The sequence below is a fragment of the Luethyella okanaganae genome, assembly GCF_042660285.1.
GTDB lineage: Bacteria > Actinomycetota > Actinomycetes > Actinomycetales > Microbacteriaceae > Luethyella > Luethyella okanaganae.
Map to the genome: position 1 here is coordinate 165521 of NZ_JBHSTP010000001.1, position 19540 is coordinate 185060.

Annotated in this window: 17 protein-coding genes and 1 pseudogene; 17 read left to right on the forward strand and 1 reads right to left on the reverse strand. The window is 64.7% G+C overall.

Features of this window, described 5'->3' with window-relative positions; translation table 11 throughout:
- Window positions 1-113 precede the first annotated feature (113 nt).
- Window positions 114-221, reverse strand: a pseudogene (locus ACFQB0_RS00775) (IS1595 family transposase); the annotation flags it as partial.
- Window positions 222-297: 76 nt separating this feature from the next.
- Between ACFQB0_RS00775 and ACFQB0_RS00780 the strand changes: the two are divergent.
- The 17 genes from ACFQB0_RS00780 (at window position 298) to ACFQB0_RS00860 (ending at window position 19518) form a co-directional block, all read left to right on the forward strand.
- Window positions 298-1314: an Rv2578c family radical SAM protein gene (locus tag ACFQB0_RS00780; protein WP_386726336.1), complete on the forward strand. Its 1017-nt coding sequence runs from the start codon at window positions 298-300 to the stop codon at window positions 1312-1314.
- A gap of 108 nt (window positions 1315-1422) precedes the next feature.
- Window positions 1423-2694, forward strand: coding sequence for a sensor histidine kinase (locus ACFQB0_RS00785; RefSeq protein WP_386726339.1), 1272 nt, complete (start codon window positions 1423-1425; stop codon window positions 2692-2694).
- Window positions 2691-3941 (forward strand): hypothetical protein, encoded by a 1251-nt coding sequence (locus tag ACFQB0_RS00790; RefSeq protein WP_386726340.1) that lies wholly within the window; start codon window positions 2691-2693, stop codon window positions 3939-3941. Before ACFQB0_RS00785 ends, ACFQB0_RS00790 begins: the two co-directional genes overlap by 4 nt.
- 21 nt (window positions 3942-3962) lie before the next feature.
- The gene (locus ACFQB0_RS00795; protein ID WP_386729574.1) at window positions 3963-4628 is read left to right on the forward strand and encodes a helix-turn-helix transcriptional regulator; all 666 of its coding nucleotides are present in this window, start codon (window positions 3963-3965) and stop codon (window positions 4626-4628) included.
- Window positions 4628-5245, forward strand: coding sequence for a thymidine kinase (locus tag ACFQB0_RS00800; protein ID WP_386726343.1), 618 nt, complete (start codon window positions 4628-4630; stop codon window positions 5243-5245). Before ACFQB0_RS00795 ends, ACFQB0_RS00800 begins: the two co-directional genes overlap by 1 nt.
- Before the next feature lie 226 nt (window positions 5246-5471).
- Window positions 5472-6143, forward strand: a complete 672-nt coding sequence (locus ACFQB0_RS00805) for a LuxR C-terminal-related transcriptional regulator (protein ID WP_386726345.1) — start codon at window positions 5472-5474, stop codon at window positions 6141-6143.
- Between the two features lie 26 nt (window positions 6144-6169).
- On the forward strand, window positions 6170-7369 hold the full coding sequence (locus tag ACFQB0_RS00810; protein ID WP_386726347.1) for a sensor histidine kinase: 1200 nt from the start codon (window positions 6170-6172) through the stop codon (window positions 7367-7369).
- A complete protein-coding gene (locus tag ACFQB0_RS00815) occupies window positions 7366-8412 on the forward strand; it encodes a hypothetical protein (protein WP_386726350.1) in 1047 nt (348 codons plus the stop codon). The genes ACFQB0_RS00810 and ACFQB0_RS00815 overlap by 4 nt, the downstream gene beginning before the upstream one ends.
- A gap of 169 nt (window positions 8413-8581) precedes the next feature.
- The gene (locus tag ACFQB0_RS00820) at window positions 8582-10021 is read left to right on the forward strand and encodes a polysaccharide biosynthesis tyrosine autokinase (RefSeq protein WP_386726353.1); all 1440 of its coding nucleotides are present in this window, start codon (window positions 8582-8584) and stop codon (window positions 10019-10021) included.
- 2 nt (window positions 10022-10023) lie between these two features.
- Window positions 10024-10632, forward strand: a complete 609-nt coding sequence (locus tag ACFQB0_RS00825; RefSeq protein ID WP_386726355.1) for an arsenate reductase/protein-tyrosine-phosphatase family protein — start codon at window positions 10024-10026, stop codon at window positions 10630-10632.
- A gap of 3 nt (window positions 10633-10635) precedes the next feature.
- Window positions 10636-11601, forward strand: coding sequence for a hypothetical protein (locus ACFQB0_RS00830; protein ID WP_386726357.1), 966 nt, complete (start codon window positions 10636-10638; stop codon window positions 11599-11601).
- Window positions 11592-13421: a polysaccharide biosynthesis protein gene (locus ACFQB0_RS00835; protein WP_386726359.1), complete on the forward strand. Its 1830-nt coding sequence runs from the start codon at window positions 11592-11594 to the stop codon at window positions 13419-13421. The genes ACFQB0_RS00830 and ACFQB0_RS00835 overlap by 10 nt, the downstream gene beginning before the upstream one ends.
- Before the next feature lie 56 nt (window positions 13422-13477).
- Window positions 13478-14416: a UDP-phosphate glycosyltransferase gene (locus ACFQB0_RS00840; protein ID WP_386726361.1), complete on the forward strand. Its 939-nt coding sequence runs from the start codon at window positions 13478-13480 to the stop codon at window positions 14414-14416.
- Window positions 14413-15360: an NAD-dependent epimerase/dehydratase family protein gene (locus tag ACFQB0_RS00845; RefSeq protein ID WP_386726364.1), complete on the forward strand. Its 948-nt coding sequence runs from the start codon at window positions 14413-14415 to the stop codon at window positions 15358-15360. The genes ACFQB0_RS00840 and ACFQB0_RS00845 overlap by 4 nt, the downstream gene beginning before the upstream one ends.
- Window positions 15357-16616, forward strand: coding sequence for a glycosyltransferase family 4 protein (locus tag ACFQB0_RS00850; RefSeq protein WP_386726366.1), 1260 nt, complete (start codon window positions 15357-15359; stop codon window positions 16614-16616). The genes ACFQB0_RS00845 and ACFQB0_RS00850 overlap by 4 nt, the downstream gene beginning before the upstream one ends.
- Window positions 16617-16816: 200 nt before the next feature.
- Entirely contained in the window at window positions 16817-18274 is a 1458-nt protein-coding gene (gene wzy / locus ACFQB0_RS00855) for an O-antigen polysaccharide polymerase Wzy (protein WP_386726369.1), read from the forward strand.
- A gap of 26 nt (window positions 18275-18300) precedes the next feature.
- Window positions 18301-19518 (forward strand): hypothetical protein, encoded by a 1218-nt coding sequence (locus ACFQB0_RS00860; protein ID WP_386726371.1) that lies wholly within the window; start codon window positions 18301-18303, stop codon window positions 19516-19518.
- Window positions 19519-19540: the final 22 nt, after the last annotated feature.

The following is a 19540-nucleotide window of genomic DNA, read 5'->3' on the forward strand; positions in this document are numbered from 1 at the left end:
GTTGCGCATCATCTCTGGAGATGGTTCGGCGACGACAGAAGGCTGATCTTGCCGCGTCCGGGATCGCAGGTTGACATTGCCATTTCGCCGGGCTCAAGACTCCTGCATCAGACGAACCCATACGGCCACCGCAACCGCGCCAGATACGCCAGGTACGCCGCATCATCCGGGAACCACTCACGCAACTCCTGAAACGTCCGCGGATAGTCAACACCACCAATCGGATGGGCAGATTCGGCCACGACACAAGCCTACTTCACCTAGACAGATACATAGAAACTATGTTCGAATCTAATCATGAGATGGAGCGCCCAAGAACTCGATGTCGACCAACCGTCGACCCTGCCGGGGTTGGCTCGCCTGAACAACCTCGTTCGTTCGGTACAAACCCCGGAGTTCGCCGGGATGACCTTCCACGAGGTGCTCGCCAAGTCGGCACTCAACAAGGTGCCAGGCCAGAGTTCGATGCCGTTCGGCTGGACGATCAACCCCTACCGCGGCTGCAGTCATGCCTGCGTCTACTGTTTCGCGCGCCCGACCCATAGCTACCTCGATCTCAATACAGGCGAGGACTTCGACCGGCAGATCGTCGTGAAGGTCAACGTGGCCGAGGTGTTGCGGAACGAGTTGGGCAAGCCAAGCTGGAAACGGCATCCGGTCGCTCTCGGAACCAACACCGACCCCTACCAGCGTGCCGAAGGCCGCTACAGGCTCATGCCCGGGATCGTCGAGGCGCTCACAGACAGCGGCACCCCCTTCAGCATCCTCACCAAGGGAACCCTGTTGCGCAGAGACCTCGAACAGATCGCGGATGCCGCGACACGCGTTCCCGTCGACCTCGCTCTGTCGATCGCTATCTACGACGATGACCTGCAGCAGTCGGTCGAACCGGGAACCCCGACCACGAGAGCCCGACTCGCGACGGTGACGGCTGTGCGCGATGCTGGACTCGACTGCACGATCTTCCTGATGCCGATCCTGCCGTTCCTGACCGATACGAGACAGCACCTCGACGAGGCGCTTCGCCAGGCGAAGGCCGCCGGGGCGACATCCGTCCTCTACACCGCTCTCCACCTGCGGTCGGGCGTTCGAGAATGGTTCATGCAATGGCTGGCCTCCGAGCACCCGGAGCTGGTGCCGCGCTACGAGCAGCTCTATGGCCACGGCGCATATGCGCCGAAGGGGTACCGCAGGTGGCTTGCCGCACGTATCAAGCCGCTCATCCGGTCGAGCGGCCTCGAACGACGCGGTCGCGCGTCGCCGGGCTCGGGGGGAGTCGCCCATCGGTCGACGGAGGCTCCGACGCTTTTCTGACCGCGATGCGAGGCCCGCTGCGGCAGGGAGACAGTTTCGAGGACCGGAGGACAAGCCCGCCGTGCCGGTGGCATAATTCCCCGCAGGGGGTAAGTCTTGTCACTCGGATTGCCAAGCCATCTGGCCGAGTCGTCGATGGGTCATGCTCTTGCGCGAGCGGCCCATTGGTTCGGGCTCGCGTGCCTTGGCGGCGCGCTCGCGACGGTGATCTCTCTGTCGATCGCGAGCTCTCTCGGCGGGCTCTGGGCCACGGTGCCGGCGCTTCTTCCCATGGCGGGGCTCCTCGTGATGCTCACGCGACGCCGGACCGTGCTGTTCTCGGTGCTCTATCTCGCCGTCGGCGGCGTGTGCACCTTCGTCTACACCACGACGATCCTCGGTCAGCGGCATGTGTTCCCCACCACGGACATGTTCATCGTCGCGCTGCCGAAGATGGCGCTCGTCGTGGTCGGAGGAGCAGGATCGGGAGCCCTGATCGGCGTGCTCTGGGCCTCGGCGGGGCTCGTGATCGGCGAGGTCGCGGTCGCGGTGGCGGCGTGGGCGACCGGCATTCCGTTCAAGCCCGATGTCGTCACGCTCTGCACCTATGCCGTGCTCGTCGGGGTGCTGCTGTTCGACGGCCTGAATAGACGTTCCGCGCGGATTGCGCAGCCCGTCGTCCATCGCGCCGCGTGCGAGGATCGTGTGCTCACGCTTCGACATGAGCTGGAGCTGCGTGCGGCGGCTCATCTGCACGACACGACGCTCAGCCATCTGATCGCGCTTGCAGAGGCGCCGCCCGGTAGACTCGATCCCCGGCTACGCCGTGCGGTCGAAGGCGATCTCGAATCGCTCGTCGGCCAGGACTGGCTCATCTCGCACAACTCGGTCGCGGTGGACGAGGAGGCCTCCGACAGGAGCGCGCCCGGAAGCGTCGTCGGTGGCGGCATGTCGGATCCGTGGACGACGAGTGAGCTGTTCGCAGCGATCGAGGAGGTGCGCGACCGTGGCCTCGTCGTCGAGGTCACGGGCGACCGTCGCTCCGTCGGGTTGCTCGCCACCGAGCAGTCGGTCGCCCTCGGCCAAGCGGTGCGACAGTGCCTCGTGAACGTGATCCGTCATGCGGGCGCGCATGAGGCCGAGGTGTCGATCGGCCGGGCGAGGGAGGACGTCGTGGTGCTCGTCGTCGACGCCGGTCGTGGTTTCATCCTCGCAGAAGCGGCTCAGGAACGCCTCGGGCTGCGCCATTCCGTTCAGCATCGGATCGCTGCGGTCGGCGGTTCCGTCGAGATCTGGTCCCGGCCTGGAGTCGGGACATCGGTCATGATCGTCGTGCCGATCGATCCTGCCGCGTCGAGGTCGGGCGACCACTCGGATGCGCCGGATCGGATCGGGTCGTGAGACGGTCGGAATCCGCGGTATTCGCCGAGGATCCGGCGCCGCTGGGCTCGGCGTGGCCGGCTTTCGTCGAACGGAGACGGCCGCGCACCCGGCAACGAATGGATCCGCTCGGCACGCTCTCCGGCTGGCCGCTCCTGCCGGTCGCGAGTGTCTTCGTCGTCGGGTATGCGGCCATCGCGACTGCGAGCCACGGCGATCAGCTTGTGCACGTCGATCTCGCCGTGCTCGCCGTGTTCACCATGGCCGGGGCGTTCATCGTGTTCCTCGCCGGCGCGGCACCATCCCATGCTCCGCTTCGCGGCAGCCTGTTAGTATTCGTTGTCGCGCTCGCCGCCTTCTCGTTCGGACTCGAGATGGCCAGCACCTTCGGGTCGAACAGGCTCTTCCAAGACGACTACGGTCCCGTCGCGACCGGGGTGATTCTGGCCATGATGGCGTCCTATCGACCCGCTATCCAGATCGCGGTCGCCGCGGTGGCCTTCGCGACGATCGCAACCGGCTGCGCCGTGGTGGGGGCGCCGTACTTCGCGATCATCGCGCCGGTGTCGGAGTACATCGTCGTCGGTGTCGTGCCGATCCTCGGCCTCGGCCTCGCCGGCGTCGCCTACGCCGAGCACTCCGTGCGGGCGGTCGAAGCCTGGCAGCGCTCGGCCGCCAGGGCGACCCTCGCTCGCGACCGCGAGATGCGCGAGGGCATCGCTCGTTCGGTGCAACAGGAGCAGGTGACCCTGCTCGGTCGCGATGTGCTCCCGTTCCTCGCCGCGATCGTCCGCGCCGGGTCGATCACCGAGGCCGAGACCGCGCTGGCACGTTCCCTGGCGCGCACCGTGCGCGGCTCGCTCGTCGCAGAGCTGGAACACACCTGGCTCGACGAGATCGTCGACCGGGAGCGTGCGCGTGCACGCGTCCGCGACGTCTCGCCGCCTCCGGTCGTCACCGACCCCCTCCATCTGGCTGCCAGGATGCGCGGCGAGCAACGCGCTGCGTGCGCCGCCATCCTCGCCGAGTTGTGTGCGAGCGTCGTCATCGGCGCGTCGGGCGTCACGATCGGCATCGAGGCCGGCACACTGCAGCGTTCCGGGTTCACGCCGCACACGGTGCGCGTGGTCGCGACGGTCACGGGCGCGAGCCGTTCGGTGCGTCGGGCGCTCCGGCCCTACACGAGCGTGCTGTGCGCGGTGTTCGTGCGGGTCTCGGCGACCACACAGGACGGGCGGCTGACAGTAGCATTCGACTATGAGGTATAACCCGGATACCCTGTGGCGGTGATGAGCGGGGGCGACGGCTCGTTGCCCGACGATGCGTCCAGGGTGCGGCTCGCGCTTCTCGACGACCACGAGCTCCTGCTCGACAGCATCGGCAGCTGGATCGCGGCACACGCACCGGACTTCGATCTCGTCGTCTCCGTGGGAACGTGGATCGATCTCGTGCGCAGTCCGGCGTTCCCGGCGGCGCTCGTGTTGATGGACTTCCAGCTGAAGGAGACCGTCTCGATCGAGGCGCGCATCCGAACATGCCGCGCCGCCGGGGCGAAGGTGATTGTCATGAGCGCGCTCGACACCTCGGAGGCGCGTTCCCGTGCCCTCGACTCCGGCGCGTCCTCCTTCTGCTCCAAGGCACAGCCTATGGCCGAGATCATGGACGTCGCCCGCGTCGTCATGGGGCTCGGGGTATCGCAGTCGGACGGCTCCAGGTCGAAGCGGTCCTTGGCTGCGCCGCAGAAGCCTCGACTCAGCCCCGCCGAGCTGGATGCCCTGCAGCTCTATGTCGAAGGGCACAGCACGTCGGAAGTGGCACGACTCATGAATGTGAAATACGAGACGGCCAAGACATACTTGAGACGCGTGCGAGAGAAGTACGCGAAGGCGAACCGGCCTGCGAGCCGCAAGGCCGAGTTGATCAGGCGAGCCGCCGAGGACGGATACCTGCAGTAATGGCGAAACTCTACTTCCGCTATGGCGCGATGAACTCGGGCAAGAGCACTGCGCTGCTTCAGGCGGCCTACAACTACGAGGAGCGCGGTCACGCCGTGCTCCTCGCCAAACCGGAGATCGACACGAAGGGCGATCTCGGCATCCTGTCGAGGCTCGGTGTGACCCGCGAGGTCGACTTCCTGCTTGCTTCTCAGACGGACGCCTATGCGACGTTCCAGCAGCATCGGCGTGCCGTTGTGGATGCAGCCGGAAGGGATGTCAGCTGCCTTCTCGTCGACGAGGCCCAGTTCTTGACCGAGGCGCACGTCGACGACCTCCTGCGGATCGCGATCCTCGAGAGCATCCCGGTGCTGGCCTACGGCATCCGCACGGACTTCCAGACCGTCGCGTTCCCCGGCAGCCGCCGCCTGCTCGAGATCGCTCACAGTCTCGAGGAACTGAAGACGATCTGCCGATGTGGTCGCAAGGCGGTGTTCAATGGGCGCAAGATCGGCGAGCAATACGTGTTCGACGGAGCGCAGGTCGCCATCGACGGCGAGGAGGTCGCTTACGAGTCGCTGTGCGGTGCCTGCTACCTGCAGGAGAGTCGTGGTGTGCTCAACGGAAGCAAGCGCTGACGACGCGCGCAGACGCACAAATGTGGCCGCATCAACTGGTGTTGAGACGGCCACATTTACTCACTGTGCGCCACGCCCGTTCGGGTTCGAGCATCACGACACGTGAGGCTGTTCCCCCTTGTTCTCACTGTAGGTCTTCGCGTCGTACGGCAGTAGCCGTCATTTCTGGGGGCACTCGGGGGGAGGCAAACCTCCGGAATCGCGCTAAGTTGGGGTAGAGGGCATTGTGGAGAGCTATCGAGTTGCGCTGGTCGACGACCATGAGATCGTCGCGCGGGGCTTCGCAGATCTGTTCGCCACCATTCCCGACATCACCGTCGTGGCGTACAGGCCGACGGTGACCGAGCTGCTCGAGCTCGGGGAGACGCTCCATCTCGTCATCCTCGATCTGCGTCTCGCAGACGGCTCGGTTCCGGCCGAGAACGTGCGGCGCATCCGCGAGACCGGCGCGGAGGTCCTCGCCTTCACCGGCGGCGATGACACGTCGCTCGTGCGCTCCGCCGCCCATAGCGGCGTGCTCGGCGTCATACGAAAGTCTGAGCCGGTCGCCGTGCTGTTCGATGCGGTCAAACGAGCCGCTGCGGGTGAGACGATCGCCTCGATGGAGTGGGCAGCCGCGCTCGACGGCGACCCCGATCTGGCGGATGCCGTACTGAGCTCGCGCGAACGGCAGGTGCTGTCGCTCTACGCTGCCGGGGCCAAGGCACCGCTCGTCGCGAGCACGACGGGGGTGAGCGAAGCCACCGTGATCGATTACATCCGCCGCATCCGAGGTAAGTACGAAAGGGTCGGCCGTCCGGCGTCGACCAAGGTGGATCTCTACAAGCGCGCACTGGAGGATGGGATCCTTCCCGTGCCCGGCCAGCGCTGGCGTGCCCCGACGTCGGAGCAGCGGTGACCGTTGCGAGGATCGCCACGACGGGAATGACCGTTCGTGCTCGGGCGGGTGCCACCGAGGAGCGCGTGATCCGCATCACGGCCCTCGCGCTCGGGGTCGGCGGCGTCATCTTCGGAGCGCTCGCCTACGAGCCGTTCATCGTGCAGCATCCGAACGGCTTCGGCGCTCTCGAGATGGTCGCCTTCGCGATCGTCGTCGGAATCCCGGTCAGCCTGGGACTCTGCGCGCTCTGGACTCCGATCGCGTTCGTGCGCGGCCTGGCGCTCGCGGAGGCGATCGCCTACCTGCTCGTGCTCGTGATCTGGGTGGCGATCCATCGTCACGCGATCCCCGCGGCATCCGGGATGCCGTGGGTTCTCACGATCTCGGCAATGCCCGTCGTCTGCCTTGCCCTCGCGGCTCGGGGCAATGTCGTATGGGGCTATCTGCTGATCATCAGCGTCATGAACGGAACGATCATGGTGCGCGCCTCCGACCGCCCGGATGCCGTGCTCGTCGCCGTTGAGACGGCGCTCTACGCGATCGTCTTCGCCTCCGTGTTCACCGGCCTCGTGCTGGTCGGACAGCAGAGCGCGGCCCGGCTGGACAGCTTGAACGAGCGGGCGAGAACTGAGGCCTCACGCAAGGCGGCGCGCGAGGCGCGCGAGCAGGAGCGGGCGCGCTTCGACGCGCTCATCCATGACGGGGTCATCTCGACGTTGCTCATGGCCGGGCGCGGCCCGCTCGATCAGGTCGAGGGCTCTGAGCAGGCGCGCACGACCCTCGAGCAGATCGATCGCCTGCGTGGTGCTTCGAGCCCCGTCGATGCGCTCACCGTAGCAGAGCTCGTCGACCGGCTGCGCTCGATCGCAGAAGAGGCGGGCATCGCGTTCTCGGCCGAGGGCTCGGAGGACTACCAAGGAAGTCGTTGCGTTCCCGCCGACGTCGTCGAGGCCATCGTCGCCGCCTCCGGGGAGGCGGCGCGCAACTCGATCCTGCATGCCGGTGGCGGCGATGAGCGGCGCGCGGTGCACCGGAGTCTCGCGGTCACGCTGTCCGAGGCCTCGATCGTCGTGCGAGTCCGCGACGACGGCATCGGGTTCGAAGAGGTTCAGGTGCGCCCGGAACGCCTCGGGATCGCACGCAGCATCCGCGGCCGGATGGCCGGTCTGCCGGGAGGCTACGCCACGATCGATTCGCGGGCCGGCCTGGGCACGCGCGTCGAACTCGGCTGGGTGCCCTCATGACGACGGGCCCCGCGAAGTCCGCTCCGCCGAAGGACGCCGTCTCCGTCGACGTGACGAGTCTGCTGGGCCTTGGAGGACCGCACGCCCGCACCATCCTCGTGCTCTTCCTCGGCGTGCACGCCCTGCTGGCGTTCGCGAATCCCGACCCGCGCGCGCAACCGGGTCTGACGATCATCGCCTTCCTGTCGCTCGCCGCCTCCGCGGTCTGGTCGCTGTGGCCTGCGCCCGACCCTTTTCCGTTCGGCTGGACTCTCGGCGTCCTCACGCTGTGCACGCTGACCGCGATTCTGCAGACCCAGCAGGTGACCCCGGCGGGCTGGCCCACCTACGCCACCTGGCATCTCGGAGCGATCACCCTCGTGCTCTTCATGCTCATCCTGCGTGGGCGGCCCTGGTTGGGATGGGCGGGCTACGGGATCATGTCGCTCATCGCGATCAGCTGGGCGATGCTCAGCGGGCTCGGCCCGATGACCGGGGTCGGGCTCGTCGTGCGGCACGCGGCGACTCTCGTCGTTGCGACCATGTTCGCCGTCGGGCTCCGGCGCACGGCTGTGCGCCTGACCGAGGTCGATCGTCAGCGGATCGCCCAGGCGGCAGCGGATGCCACGGCCCGTGCGGCGGAGGACGAGCGGGTCGCCCAACTTGCGCGCCTCGACGAGGTGGCTCGTCCCATGATGGAGCGTGTCGCCCGGGGCGAACGGCTGAGTGCAGAGGAACGGCGGGAATGTCTGCTCATCGAGGCATCGCTGCGTGACGTCGTGCGCGGGCGCGGCCTCGCCTTCTCACAGGTTCTGGCGAGTGCGCGCACCGCGCGTGAACGTGGGGTGGAGGTGACGTTGCTCGACGACTCGGGGACTGCATGGGGTCCGGTCGCCGTCGCGGATCTGATCGTCCGCGAATTGCGCGAGCTGTCATCCGGCCGCCTGACCGCCAGACTGCTCCCGGCCGGGCGCGACGACCTCGCCGTGATCGTCACCGAGCTGGCGGCCGGCGAGTCGCGGATGCTCACGGTGAACCTTGCAGGCAGGGTCCGCGAGGGCTGAGGACAGACCGCCGACTCCGTCCCAGAGCGGCTGCCGCAATTTCCCCCGGTACTCGAGATGATGCCCCCATTTGGGGTTATCAGCGGGGAAGGAGACCGCGAATATGCCACACTTGCTCTGAGCAAGTTATCGGGATTGGTGGCCTTGGGGGGCTGCGGGGGGCAATCGCTTGGAACTTCATGACTATCTGAGGATTCTGCACAAGAGCTGGATCCTCATTCTCGTCGGCACGCTTCTCGGTGTCGCCGTCGCGGCCGGATACTCCATCCTGACGACGCCGAAGTACCAGGCGACGACCTCGCTCTACGTGTCGGTGCGTGCGGGCGAGGGCGCGGCGACAGGCGATCTCGTGCAGGGCACGAGCTTCGCACGCCAGGCGGTCACCTCCTACGTCGATGTCGTCGGCAGTGCCCTCGTACTCGACAAGGTGATCGACGAACTCGGTCTGGACACCAGTGCTCAGCAGCTTTCCAGCCAGATCGCGGCGAGTTCGCCGCTCAACACGGTGCTCATCGAGATCGGGGTGACCGATACGAACCCTGAGCGCGCCGCGGCCGTCGCCAACTCGGTCGGCAAGAACTTCACCGACGTCGTCGTGAACGACCTCGAGAAGCCCGACGGCGAAGGGGCGAGTCTCGTCAAGATCGAGACGATCCAGCCGGCTCTCGTTCCGGCCAGGCCGTCGAGCCCGAACGTTCCGCTCAATCTCGTGCTCGGGCTGCTCCTCGGACTGGTCGCGGGGATCGCTGTCGCGATCCTGCGCAGCGTGCTCGACACGCGCATCCACAGCCAGCACGACATCGCTCAGATCACCGACAGCCCGATCCTCGGCGGGATCGCGCTCGATCCCGAAGCGAAGAAGCGCCCGCTCGTCGTGCACGTCGATCCCCGCAGTCCGCGTGCGGAGTCGTTCCGCAGTCTCCGCACCAACCTGCAGTTCGTCAATGTCGAAGGAGGGCCCCGGAGTTTCGTCATATCGAGCTCCGGCCCCGGCGAAGGCAAGAGCACGACGACGGCGAACCTCGCGATCTCCCTGGCCGAGACCGGCGCGCGTGTCGCGCTCCTCGACGGCGATCTCCGGTTGCCCAAGATCGCCGAGTACATGGGGGTCGAGGGCGGTGTCGGCCTGACCGATGTGCTCATCGGACGGGTGGAGCTCGCCGACGTCCTCCAGAAATGGGGCAAGGGGAAGCTCTTCGTGCTTCCTGCCGGACGAATCCCCCCGAACCCCAGCGAACTCCTCGGCTCGACCGCGATGGCGCGCCTCTTGGGGGGCTTGACCGAGCAGTTCGACTATGTGCTCATCGATACGCCACCGCTTCTGCTCGTCACCGACGCCGCTGTGCTGAGCAAGCTCTGCGGTGGGGCGATCCTGGTGGCGGCATCCGGCAGCACGAGGAAGAACGAGCTCGCCGGTGCCGTGCGTGCCCTCGAAGGCATCGGCAGCCGCCTGATCGGCGTCATCGTGACGATGCTGCCGACGAAGGGCCCCGACTCCTACAGCTATGGTGCCTATATCTACGGGGTCACCCACGACTTCGACGGTGAGGAGACCGACCTGGGCCAGACCGCAGACCGGCGCACTCTGCACAGGATGCGACGAGGTTGATCGTGGACACCTTCTCGATCCTCACCGTCTGCTCCGGAAACATCTGCCGCTCACCGCTCGCCGAGCAGTTGTTGCGAACGGGACTGTCGACGTTCGCCGGTGTCGAGGTCACCAGTGCCGGGACGATGGCGCTCGTCGGACAGGGGATGACGCAGCAGGCGCAGGCCTTGTCGCTGCGTTTCGGCGGTGTCGAGCCGCAGAGGCATGCCGCTCGTGAACTCACCATCGCTCTGATCCGGGATGCGGATCTCGTGTTCGCGATGTCGCGCGAGCATCGGCGCGCCGTGGTTGAGCTGCTGCCGCGTGCGAGTCGCACGACGTTCATGATCCGCGAGTTCGCGCGTCTTGTCGTGAACGTCCCTGAGCCCGAGTTCGCTGAGATCGCGCAATTGCCCAGGGGCGATCTCTCGGCGCGATTCACGGCGGCAGTGGAACTCGCCGCATCGCGTCGCGGAATAGTCCAGCATCCCGACGCTCCGGACGATGACAACGTCGTCGATCCCTATGGGCAGAGCGATGCCGTCTATCAGCGTTCGGCCGAGCAGATCGTTCCTGCGGTCCGCGCGGTCCTCACGTTCTTCGATCGGGCGGCGTCGGTCGCTCTGCGATAGATCATGGCTGTCATCAGGAACGCGAAAGCAACGGGTCGTGGTCGGATCGCGCGAACACCGGCGATCCTCGGGCTCGTGGTTCTCGCTGCGGTGACCGTGGTTCTCGTCGCGGTAGCGTTGGTCCCGGTCGGCACACCGAGCACAGCCGGGGAGGCCCCGGGATCTCCGCTCGTCGACGGAGAGGCTACGCCGACCGCGAGTCCGACCGCGTCGGAGAGCCCGACCGCGTCGGTGAGCCCGGCCGAATCGGGAACCGTCGTCGTCCCCGGGCGCGTCCTCGCGGCCCTTGACGCCGACACGGCGTGGCGGTCGAGCACGGGAGCGTGCCCGAATGTTCCGGCGGAACCCGAGCGCACGACGGACGGCGGGGCGAGCTTTCGAGCCTTCGAGGCGGGAGCGTCGGCGATTCTCGCGATCTACCCGGCCACCGAAGACGAGGTCACGCTCATCGCGCAGACCGCCGAGTGCGCTCCCACCGCTCTCGGCACCTTCGTGGCGGGTGAGCAATGGGCGGTCTACGACGAGCGGCTCGCGAACAACTGGTACCTGCTCCCCGCCGACCCGGCTTCGATCCATTCACAGGCCGGTCTGGTCACCGCGCCGTGCGCGCGGGCTGTCCAGCTCGCATCGAAGAACGAAACCGAGGCCGCCGTTCTCTGCGACGACGCGACTTTCTTCGTGACCGTCGACGCCGGCGCGACCTGGTCCGATCCCGTCATCGTCGCCGGGGCCGCCGCGGTCTCGGCGACCACGGCCGGCTATGCGGTCGCCGTCGCCGACGCCTCCGTTTGCCAGGGTGTTCACCTCGTAGCGCTGGCGGGATCCGATCGCTCGTCGCCGACGCCGTGCCTAGTGGCCGCGACCCAGCCAGGGGAGATCGCTTTGGCCGCGGCGTCCGACGGGACACTGTGGATCTGGGCCGGTGCCACGTTAGCCCGGTCGAACGACGGGGGAGCCACATGGCGCTAGGAGACTTTGCGACGAAACGGATGGTCGAGATCCATGGATCGGTCCCGCCCGTACGTTTCGGCAGTCAGTTCGTGCTCGACGCGATGGCTTGGGTCGTCGCCCTCGTGATCGCCGAGACGCTGCGTTACGAGTTCGCAGTCGGACTCATCGCGTTCGTCCCGCTGATCCTCGTGTGCGCGGCTGCGGTTCTTGCACAACTCGCCTTCGGCTGGGGCTACCATCTCTATCGCGGCCGCTACACCTACGGGAGCTTCTCCGAGGTGCGAGGCCTGCTGTGGGCGGTTCTCTGGGTGGCCGCGGTGATCGGCGTCCCTGTCGCCGTCTTCGGCGTCTCGTTCGGGATTCCGCGGAGCACGATGTTCATCGCCCTGCCGCTCGCTTTCGTGATGATGGCGGGGGTGCGTTACACGAAGCGTCTGCTCGTCGAACGCTCGATAAGACCTGGAGAGAGCGCGCAGAGGACTCTCATCTTCGGTGCCGGATACCTGGGCGATGCGCTGACCCGCAGGATGCTTCTCGACCCCTATTCCGTGTATCGCCCCGTCGGCATCGTCGACGACGACCCCGGCAAACAGAACCTACGGCTCTACGATGTTCCGGTGCTCGGAGATCGCAGTCGGCTGGGCGGAATCCTCGAGCAGACCGGTGCGACCGTGCTTGTCGTCAGCGTCGCCAAAGCAGATGCCACCCTGCTGCGCGAACTCACGGATGTCGCCTCTCAGCACGACGTCGTCGTGAAGGTGTTCCCGCTTCTGGAGGAGGTGCTCGCCGGCAGGCAGAACCTCAAGGACCTTCGAAATGTGAAGATCGAGGACCTGATCGGCCGGCACCCGGTCGACACCCAGGTCGAGTCGATCGCCGGCTACCTCGCGAGCAAGCGAGTCCTCGTCACCGGGGCCGGCGGCTCCATCGGTTCGGAGCTCTGCCGCCAGATCTCCAAGTACGGACCGCAAGAGCTCATCATGCTCGATCACGATGAGACGGGATTGCAGAGCGCGCAGCTGGGCACGAGCGGGCATGGGCTTCTCGACACCAGGGACGTCGTGCTCGCGGACATCCGCGACGTCAAGGCGCTCGTCGGCATCTTCGAGGAGCGTCGGCCGGATGTCGTCTTCCATGCGGCTGCGCTGAAGCACCTGCCCATGCTGGAGCAGTATCCCGACGAGGCGTGGAAGACCAACGTGATCGGCACGCTGAACGTGCTGAACGCGGCTCGCGGGGTCGGCGTCGACACCTTCGTCAACATCTCGACCGACAAGGCGGCCAATCCCACGAGCGCGCTCGGCCATTCGAAGCGGGCGGCCGAGAAACTCACGGCCTGGGCAGCCGGCGAGACGGGTTCCCATTACCTCTCGGTGCGCTTTGGTAACGTGATCGGTTCTCGCGGCTCCATGTTCCCGACGTTTACGGCTCTGATCGAATCGGGCGGGCCACTCACCGTGACGCATCCTGATGCCACCCGTTTCTTCATGACGATCCCCGAGGCGTGCCAGCTCGTCGTGCAGGCCGGCGGGATTGGCGCACCCGGGGAGGTGCTGACCCTCGACATGGGCGAACCGATCCGCATCCTGGACGTGGCGGAACGAATGATTGCCGCAAGCGGCAAGCAGATCGAGCTAGTGTTCACCGGGTTGCGCGATGGCGAGAAGCTGCACGAGGAGTTGATGGGGGATGGCGAGACGAATGAGCGGCTGTTCCATCCGAAGGTGTCCCATTCAACAGTGCCGAGCCTGAACCCTTCAGAGTTACGGTTCGAAAACTGGATCGCGAAGATACATGCCGCAGGGAGCGCGAGCGGTTTGAATTCGGTGGTGAAATGAACGGGGTGGTCGAGGTTGGCGCGCTGGCTGTCGCGATCGCGGCAACGACGATCGGTTTGGCCGTCGTCGAGCCATTGTTTCGACATTGGGGAGTCTTGGATGTTCCCAGCGCACGATCGCTCCATTCGACGCCGGTCGTGCGAGGCGCGGGTGTTGCACTTCTCGTCGGCGCTCTCTGCGGACTTGGGATAGTCCTTGCAGCAGGAGCCGGCGAGTTCGACGGGATCTACGGGGGCATTGCGATCGTCGCACTACTCTCAGGGGCGCTCGGGTTCTTCGAGGACACCGCAGGGATTTCCATTCTGGGTCGCGTGCTGGGTCAACTCCTGATCGGCGCAGTTGGAGCCGCTGGTCTTTCTGCGTATACCGGAACGAGTTGGCCGTGGACTGTCATTGCGGCGATCTTCGTTGCCGGTTATATCAACGTTGCGAACTTCATGGACGGCGTGAATGGCATATCCGGGCTTCACGGAGTCGTTGTCGGTGGGGTGTTCGCGTTCCTTGGCGTATGGTTCGGGCTGGGGTGGTTGCTCTTTGCCGGGCTGCTCCTCGCCGGCGTCTTCGGAGCCTTTCTGCCGTGGAACATCAACTCGGGGCGTATGTTCCTGGGTGATGCAGGAAGCTACCTTCTGGGAGGAGTCGTTTCCATCATCGCGGTCGCAGCGATGATGACAGGCTTACCTCCACTCGCAGTTCTCGGCCCGCTGAGCATCTACCTTGCCGACACCGCCTCCACTCTTACACGTCGTATTGCACGAGGAGAGAAATGGTACGAGTCGCACCGAGGCCACGCGTATCAGCGCATGGCCGACGCAGGAGTCGACCATGCAAAAGTCGCCGCCATCGTCGCCGTCGCGAGTGCTCTCGCCGCAACATTCGGTTGTCTCTCGCTTATCCCGAGCTGGGAAGCCGCTTGCGGCGCTGGCGCCGGAATCGTGGCGATCGTCGCCGGATACCTCCTCCTGCTGACACGGGTTGAGAGCCTGCGCCAATGACAGGCAGCACGTGGAGTGTCGTAGGAGGAAGCGGGTTCATCGGACGGTCTATCGTCGCTGAGCTCGAGAAGCGTCATAAGGCATATAGCGCGCTTTCTGCGCCCCGCCTGGACGTTCCCCGCCGATCACTCAAGGGGGACGCACTGCGCGTCGCGTCAAGGGACGATGTGAAGAGACTGACGTCCCAGCTTGCCGGCACGGACGTCGTCGTCAACGCTGCGGGGCTGGCTCGACCGGGTTCTGCTGCGAGTGGCGCCCTGTACGGCGCCAACGCGTTTCTCCCGCTCGTCGTCGCGGAAGCGGCACAACAGGCGGGCGTTCGTCGGATCATCCACTTGAGTTCTGCGGCGGTGCAGGGTCGTGCTGCGTCACTCGATGAGACCATGAGGCTCGCCCCTTTCTCGCCATACTCAGAGTCCAAGGCGATGGGCGAACGTCTGCTGATGGATTGGTCTGGGTCTCACGACGCCGGGGAACGTGCCTCACTGGTCATCGTCCGGGCGACCTCGGTTCAGGGGCACACGAGGGACACGACCGACCGCCTCGCGCGTCTCGCGAGATCGGGTTTCTCGTCGGTCGCCTCCCCGGGGACGCAGCGTACGGTGGTCAGCTCGCTCCAAGGGCTCGTGGACTTCGTCATCGCGGTAGGAGAAGCACCTGGCCCGGTTCCAGGGGTGGTCTTGCAACCTTGGGAAGGAACGACAGTCTCGAGCGTGTTACGCGATGCGGGAAACCGGGAGCCGAAGGTGCTCCCGCGTCGATTGTGTGGCGTCGCGGTCTGCTTGGGCTATGCCGCGACAGCGGTTCTCGGGCGCCGGCACGCGGGAGCGGTACGGCGCGTCGAGTTGATGTGGTTCGGACAAGAGCAGGACGCCTCGTGGGCACGCTCCATCAGACTCGAGCGGGAGTTCATCTCGTCCGATTCATCGAGGGGAGCCCCATGAAAATCGGCATGCTCTCCCAATGGTTCGATCCGGAGCCTGGCCCAGCGGCGATCCCCGGGGTCCTTGCGCGCGAGTTTCACCAGCTCGGACATTCGGTAAAGGTGTTGACCGGCTTTCCGAACTATCCTGATGGAAGGATTTATCAGGGGTATCGACAGAGGCTGCGATACCTGACGAGTGAGCCTGACTACGACCTCACACGTGTCGCCCTGTATCCGAACCACAGCTCGTCGGCATTCGGACGGATCGCGAACTATGGAAGTTTCGGACTGTCGGCAACCGTGGCCGGTTTGAACGCGTTGAACGGAGTCGATGCCGTCTGGGTGTATAACTCCCCGATAACCGTCAGCCTCCCGTTACTGGCCCACACACGTCGCGGGCGCACACCGTACTTTTTGCATGTTCAAGACTTATGGCCGGAATCGTTGATCGAGAGTGGAATGTTCCCCACCGGGCGTGCAGGAGATCTTACGACAAGACTTGTCAAGCGGATCGTGCGCACAACGGAGCGGAGATCGGCTGTGGTCGGCGTCATTTCGCCGAGTGTTCGAGAGTTTATTCTTGACCGGCATCCGGGGTTGGATCCGAGCAAGATCGTCTACGTTCCGAACCCGACCGACGAAGGTCTGTTCGTGCCGATGTCGGAGGTGCGCCGACGACTGAGCATCAGGGCAGAGAGTGGAGTGTTCACTCTGATGTACGTGGGATCCGTCGGTGAGGTCCAGGGCCTCGATACGCTGCTCGGAGCAGCCGAATTGCTCCGTGATCGCCAGGATCTGCGGATCATCATCGTCGGGGACGGAATCGCTCGCGAAAGGCTCGAAGCCCACGTGCGTCGTCACAGGCTCGATCATGTCTCGTTCACGGGCAGGATTCCGAAGGTCGCCGTGCCTGAAGTGATGGCGCGCGCGGATGCGCAGCTCGTCTCGCTGGCGGACTCAGCATTTCTCCGCCATACGACGCCGAGCAAGATCGCCTCGCTGCTCGCATCGCAGGTTCCGATCATCGGACTCATCGCTGGCGACGGCGAGAAACTGCTGCGAGAGTCGGGAGCGGCGATGACGGCCAACCCCGGCGACACTGTCGCGCTTGCCGAAGCCATTTCAGACCTGGCGACCATGACCGAAGCATGCCGCGACGGAATGGCTCGGGCGGGACGTCGTTACTACGACGAAAATCTCTCGGCAAAGATCGTTGCTGAGAGAACCGTAAACGCACTCAGTCTTGCGATTGAAGGACGGTCAAGCAGTGGATAGAGGCGGTTCGATGCAATCGACCGATTACACAGGCAAACGAATGCTCATCACCGGTGGCACCGGCTCCTTCAACTTCATTCTCTCGACGGTATGGAGCCACGCCGAACGCACGGGACTGCGCAAGAGGTAGCCCGCTCGGCCTCGGCGCGCGAACCGAGGTCAATCACGGATCGATCTGACGGAGAGTTTGGAGGGTAGGGATGCGCAAGAGCGCAATCGCGGGAAGCCTCGTGGTTTCGATCGTCGTCATCGTGGCAATCACGTTCGTCATGTCCTCGGTAACCGATAGCGGGAGTGAAGCAGCGGCGAAATTGATTGTCTGGGTGACGTTCACGGGAGCCATCGTCGTGGTCGTATTGACAGCGCTCCGCTGTCGTGAAGCCACGCGACTACTCCATCCGCTCGTCGCACCGGTCGCCTACCTGGTCTATGCTCTTCTCGTTCCGCTGATCTACATTTCATTGACCGGACAAGGCATCCAAACGATGCCCAGCAGCATGCTTAATTCGCAGACTGCGGTCGCAATGTCCCTCGTCATCATCATGTATTGCGTTGGCGCAAGGCTTTCGATGGGTGGACGGGTCGCCGGCAACCGCTCTACGGCGAGTGATCTGCAGCTTGTTTCACCGTACGATGCCGCCGTGAGTCTTGTCACGCGGGACTTCGGCCGGTTGGTTCTGTTCTTGGCTCTTGCGGCAAGGGTCTACGAGTGGCTCGTGGACGGTGCGATCTCCAGTCGAGTGTACGGTGCCAATCAATTGGCCTACACCACGGACACCGCCATCTCGATCCTCGGTGAATCGCTCGTCGCGGTCGGCTGTCTTCTGGTCATGCGCGGAAACACACTTGCACTTGGCCGGCCGCTCACCGCCATCGACAAGGTCTTGGTGATCTCGATCTGCGGGATCAGCCTGTTCATCCTCGGCTCGCGGGCGGAAATGATCGCACCTCTCGTTCTGTACTTGTGGTTCTGGCTGAAATGCGGGCGCAGGATTCCGGTGGGACGAGTCGTTGTCGCGGCCGCCATCGTGGCCGCGGCTTTTCTCGCTGTCGCACAGTTTCGCTCACGCTCAGCAGGACCACCTGGCTACCCACTGATCGAGAACCTCCTTGTCGAGACATCGAGCCCGCTGTATATCACCGACAGCCTTATTCAGCTTGTTCCTCAGCAGTATGACTTTTTTGGGGGAGCCACGTATCTGGAGTCACTCAAGTTCATGTTCCCTGGAGTGATCTCGCGAGCCATGTTCGGCGATGTCCAAGGCACGGGCGCCCTTGTCTATCGTCACCTCATCGGATTCACTTTCGAAGGCAACGGCTGGGGGTTCGCTTTGCCTGCGGAGGCCTACCTCAACTTCGGCTTCGTCGGCATTGCAGTGGTGGCGTTCTTAGTCGGGCTGCTCTTCGGGCGCTCATATCAACAGTCTGGGCGGGTCGCATCCGTCATCAATCTGAGCGGGTACCTCTACCCCCTCTTACTCTCATATCTTCCCTATGGTCTTCGATCCGATGCGTTGGGTGAGCTGAAGAGCATTGTCTACCCGCTGGCGATCTGCGGTTTCGTTCTCGTTTTCTCGCGCAGCTTGGTGCGCAAACCACCCCTGCCCTGCCCTGCCAGTGCCGCCATAGAAAGTCAAGGCCGGGGGGAGGGCCGATGACGAACCGATTGCCGATGAAGTCACTTATGAGGCGACATGCGCTTTCCATCGTCGATCAGGCACTCTCGAGCGGTACGAGTTTCATTGCGGTCCTCGCGATGGCCCGGAGCCTCGAGCCGACGGTATTCGGTGTCTTCGCGATGCTTTTCACGGCGCTGACACTTTTTCTTGGGCTCTCTCGAGCGTTCTTCGGCATCCCGGTCGCGCTCGCGACAGCAGGAAGCGCGGATCACCTCCGTCGTCTCTTCTCAGCCTCGACGACAGCTCTTTCTCTGCTCTTCATCCCTCTCGCACTGATGGTCGCCGTCACGGGACTGCTGGCGACCGACCAACGGGATTCGACAACCATGGTGCTCATCGCCATGATCGCGCTGGCAACACCACTTGTGATGATTCAGGACCTCTGCCGCTACTATGCGATTGCCAAGGGCGAACCGTTCAAGGCCGTCCTCTCCGATGCAGTCCGATTAGGGGGTGCCTTGGTCCTCTTCGTGACCGGCCCCTTCTTGGAATCGACGACTTTGAGTATCGCATGGGCGATGATCGTGTTCCTCTCCGTCATCACCGTGATGCCGAGTCTTCGGCCACGATTGCTCTTCAGAGAAGGCCTGCGCCTGCTTTCCCCACGTCGAGGTTTGCGCGAGTCGGTCACCCTTGCTGTGGCGTTGTCGACAGGAGTAACCCTTGCCATGGGATTCCTGATGGTTCCGTTCCTCGGCGCGAGCGCGGTTGGAACCATCCGGGGTGCCGGCACGCTTTTCGGACCGGTCAATACGCTCATCGCGTTGCTGGACTTCAGCGTCCTGGGGAGTCTCTCCACGAGGGAACGTAGTCGTGACGTCCGATCGGTGGTCGCCGTGACCGGGGTTCTCACACTTGTGACGGCAGCCTGGGCAGGGATCCTCCTCCTGCTGCCTGAAACGGTCGGACGGCTGCTGCTCGGCGAAACGTGGAGTTCGACGCGAGCTATCCTCCCCATCACCAGCGTCGAGTATCTGTTCCTCGCTGTGTCAGCGGGTCTAACGCTCATTTTCAAACTCCGAGACCGCCCACGAGTCCTCCTGCTCAACCGTGTTCTTTCCTCGGTGGTCATTCTCGTGGCGGTCATCGTGGCCCTCATTACCGGGGGAGGGGTGGCATCGATGGCTTGGGCGCTGCTGCTCGGTGCATTCATGAGCGCGAGTGGAATGGCCCGGGGCACGGAGCGCGAGCATCGTGTCCTTCCGAGGGAGCTGACCCGATAGTGCACAGACGAGAAGCATTCAT

Coding starts and splice junctions, on each gene's coding strand:
- ACFQB0_RS00780 (WP_386726336.1), top strand. CDS start 298: ATGAGATGGAGCGCCCAAGAACTCGATGTCGACCAACCGTCGACCCTG.
- ACFQB0_RS00795 (WP_386729574.1), top strand. CDS start 3,963: ATGAGCGGGGGCGACGGCTCGTTGCCCGACGATGCGTCCAGGGTGCGG.
- ACFQB0_RS00800 (WP_386726343.1), top strand. CDS start 4,628: ATGGCGAAACTCTACTTCCGCTATGGCGCGATGAACTCGGGCAAGAGC.
- ACFQB0_RS00810 (WP_386726347.1), top strand. CDS start 6,170: ATGACCGTTCGTGCTCGGGCGGGTGCCACCGAGGAGCGCGTGATCCGC.
- ACFQB0_RS00815 (WP_386726350.1), top strand. CDS start 7,366: ATGACGACGGGCCCCGCGAAGTCCGCTCCGCCGAAGGACGCCGTCTCC.
- ACFQB0_RS00830 (WP_386726357.1), top strand. CDS start 10,636: ATGGCTGTCATCAGGAACGCGAAAGCAACGGGTCGTGGTCGGATCGCG.
- ACFQB0_RS00835 (WP_386726359.1), top strand. CDS start 11,592: ATGGCGCTAGGAGACTTTGCGACGAAACGGATGGTCGAGATCCATGGA.
- ACFQB0_RS00845 (WP_386726364.1), top strand. CDS start 14,413: ATGACAGGCAGCACGTGGAGTGTCGTAGGAGGAAGCGGGTTCATCGGA.
- ACFQB0_RS00850 (WP_386726366.1), top strand. CDS start 15,357: ATGAAAATCGGCATGCTCTCCCAATGGTTCGATCCGGAGCCTGGCCCA.
- wzy (WP_386726369.1), top strand. CDS start 16,817: ATGCGCAAGAGCGCAATCGCGGGAAGCCTCGTGGTTTCGATCGTCGTC.
- ACFQB0_RS00860 (WP_386726371.1), top strand. CDS start 18,301: ATGAGGCGACATGCGCTTTCCATCGTCGATCAGGCACTCTCGAGCGGT.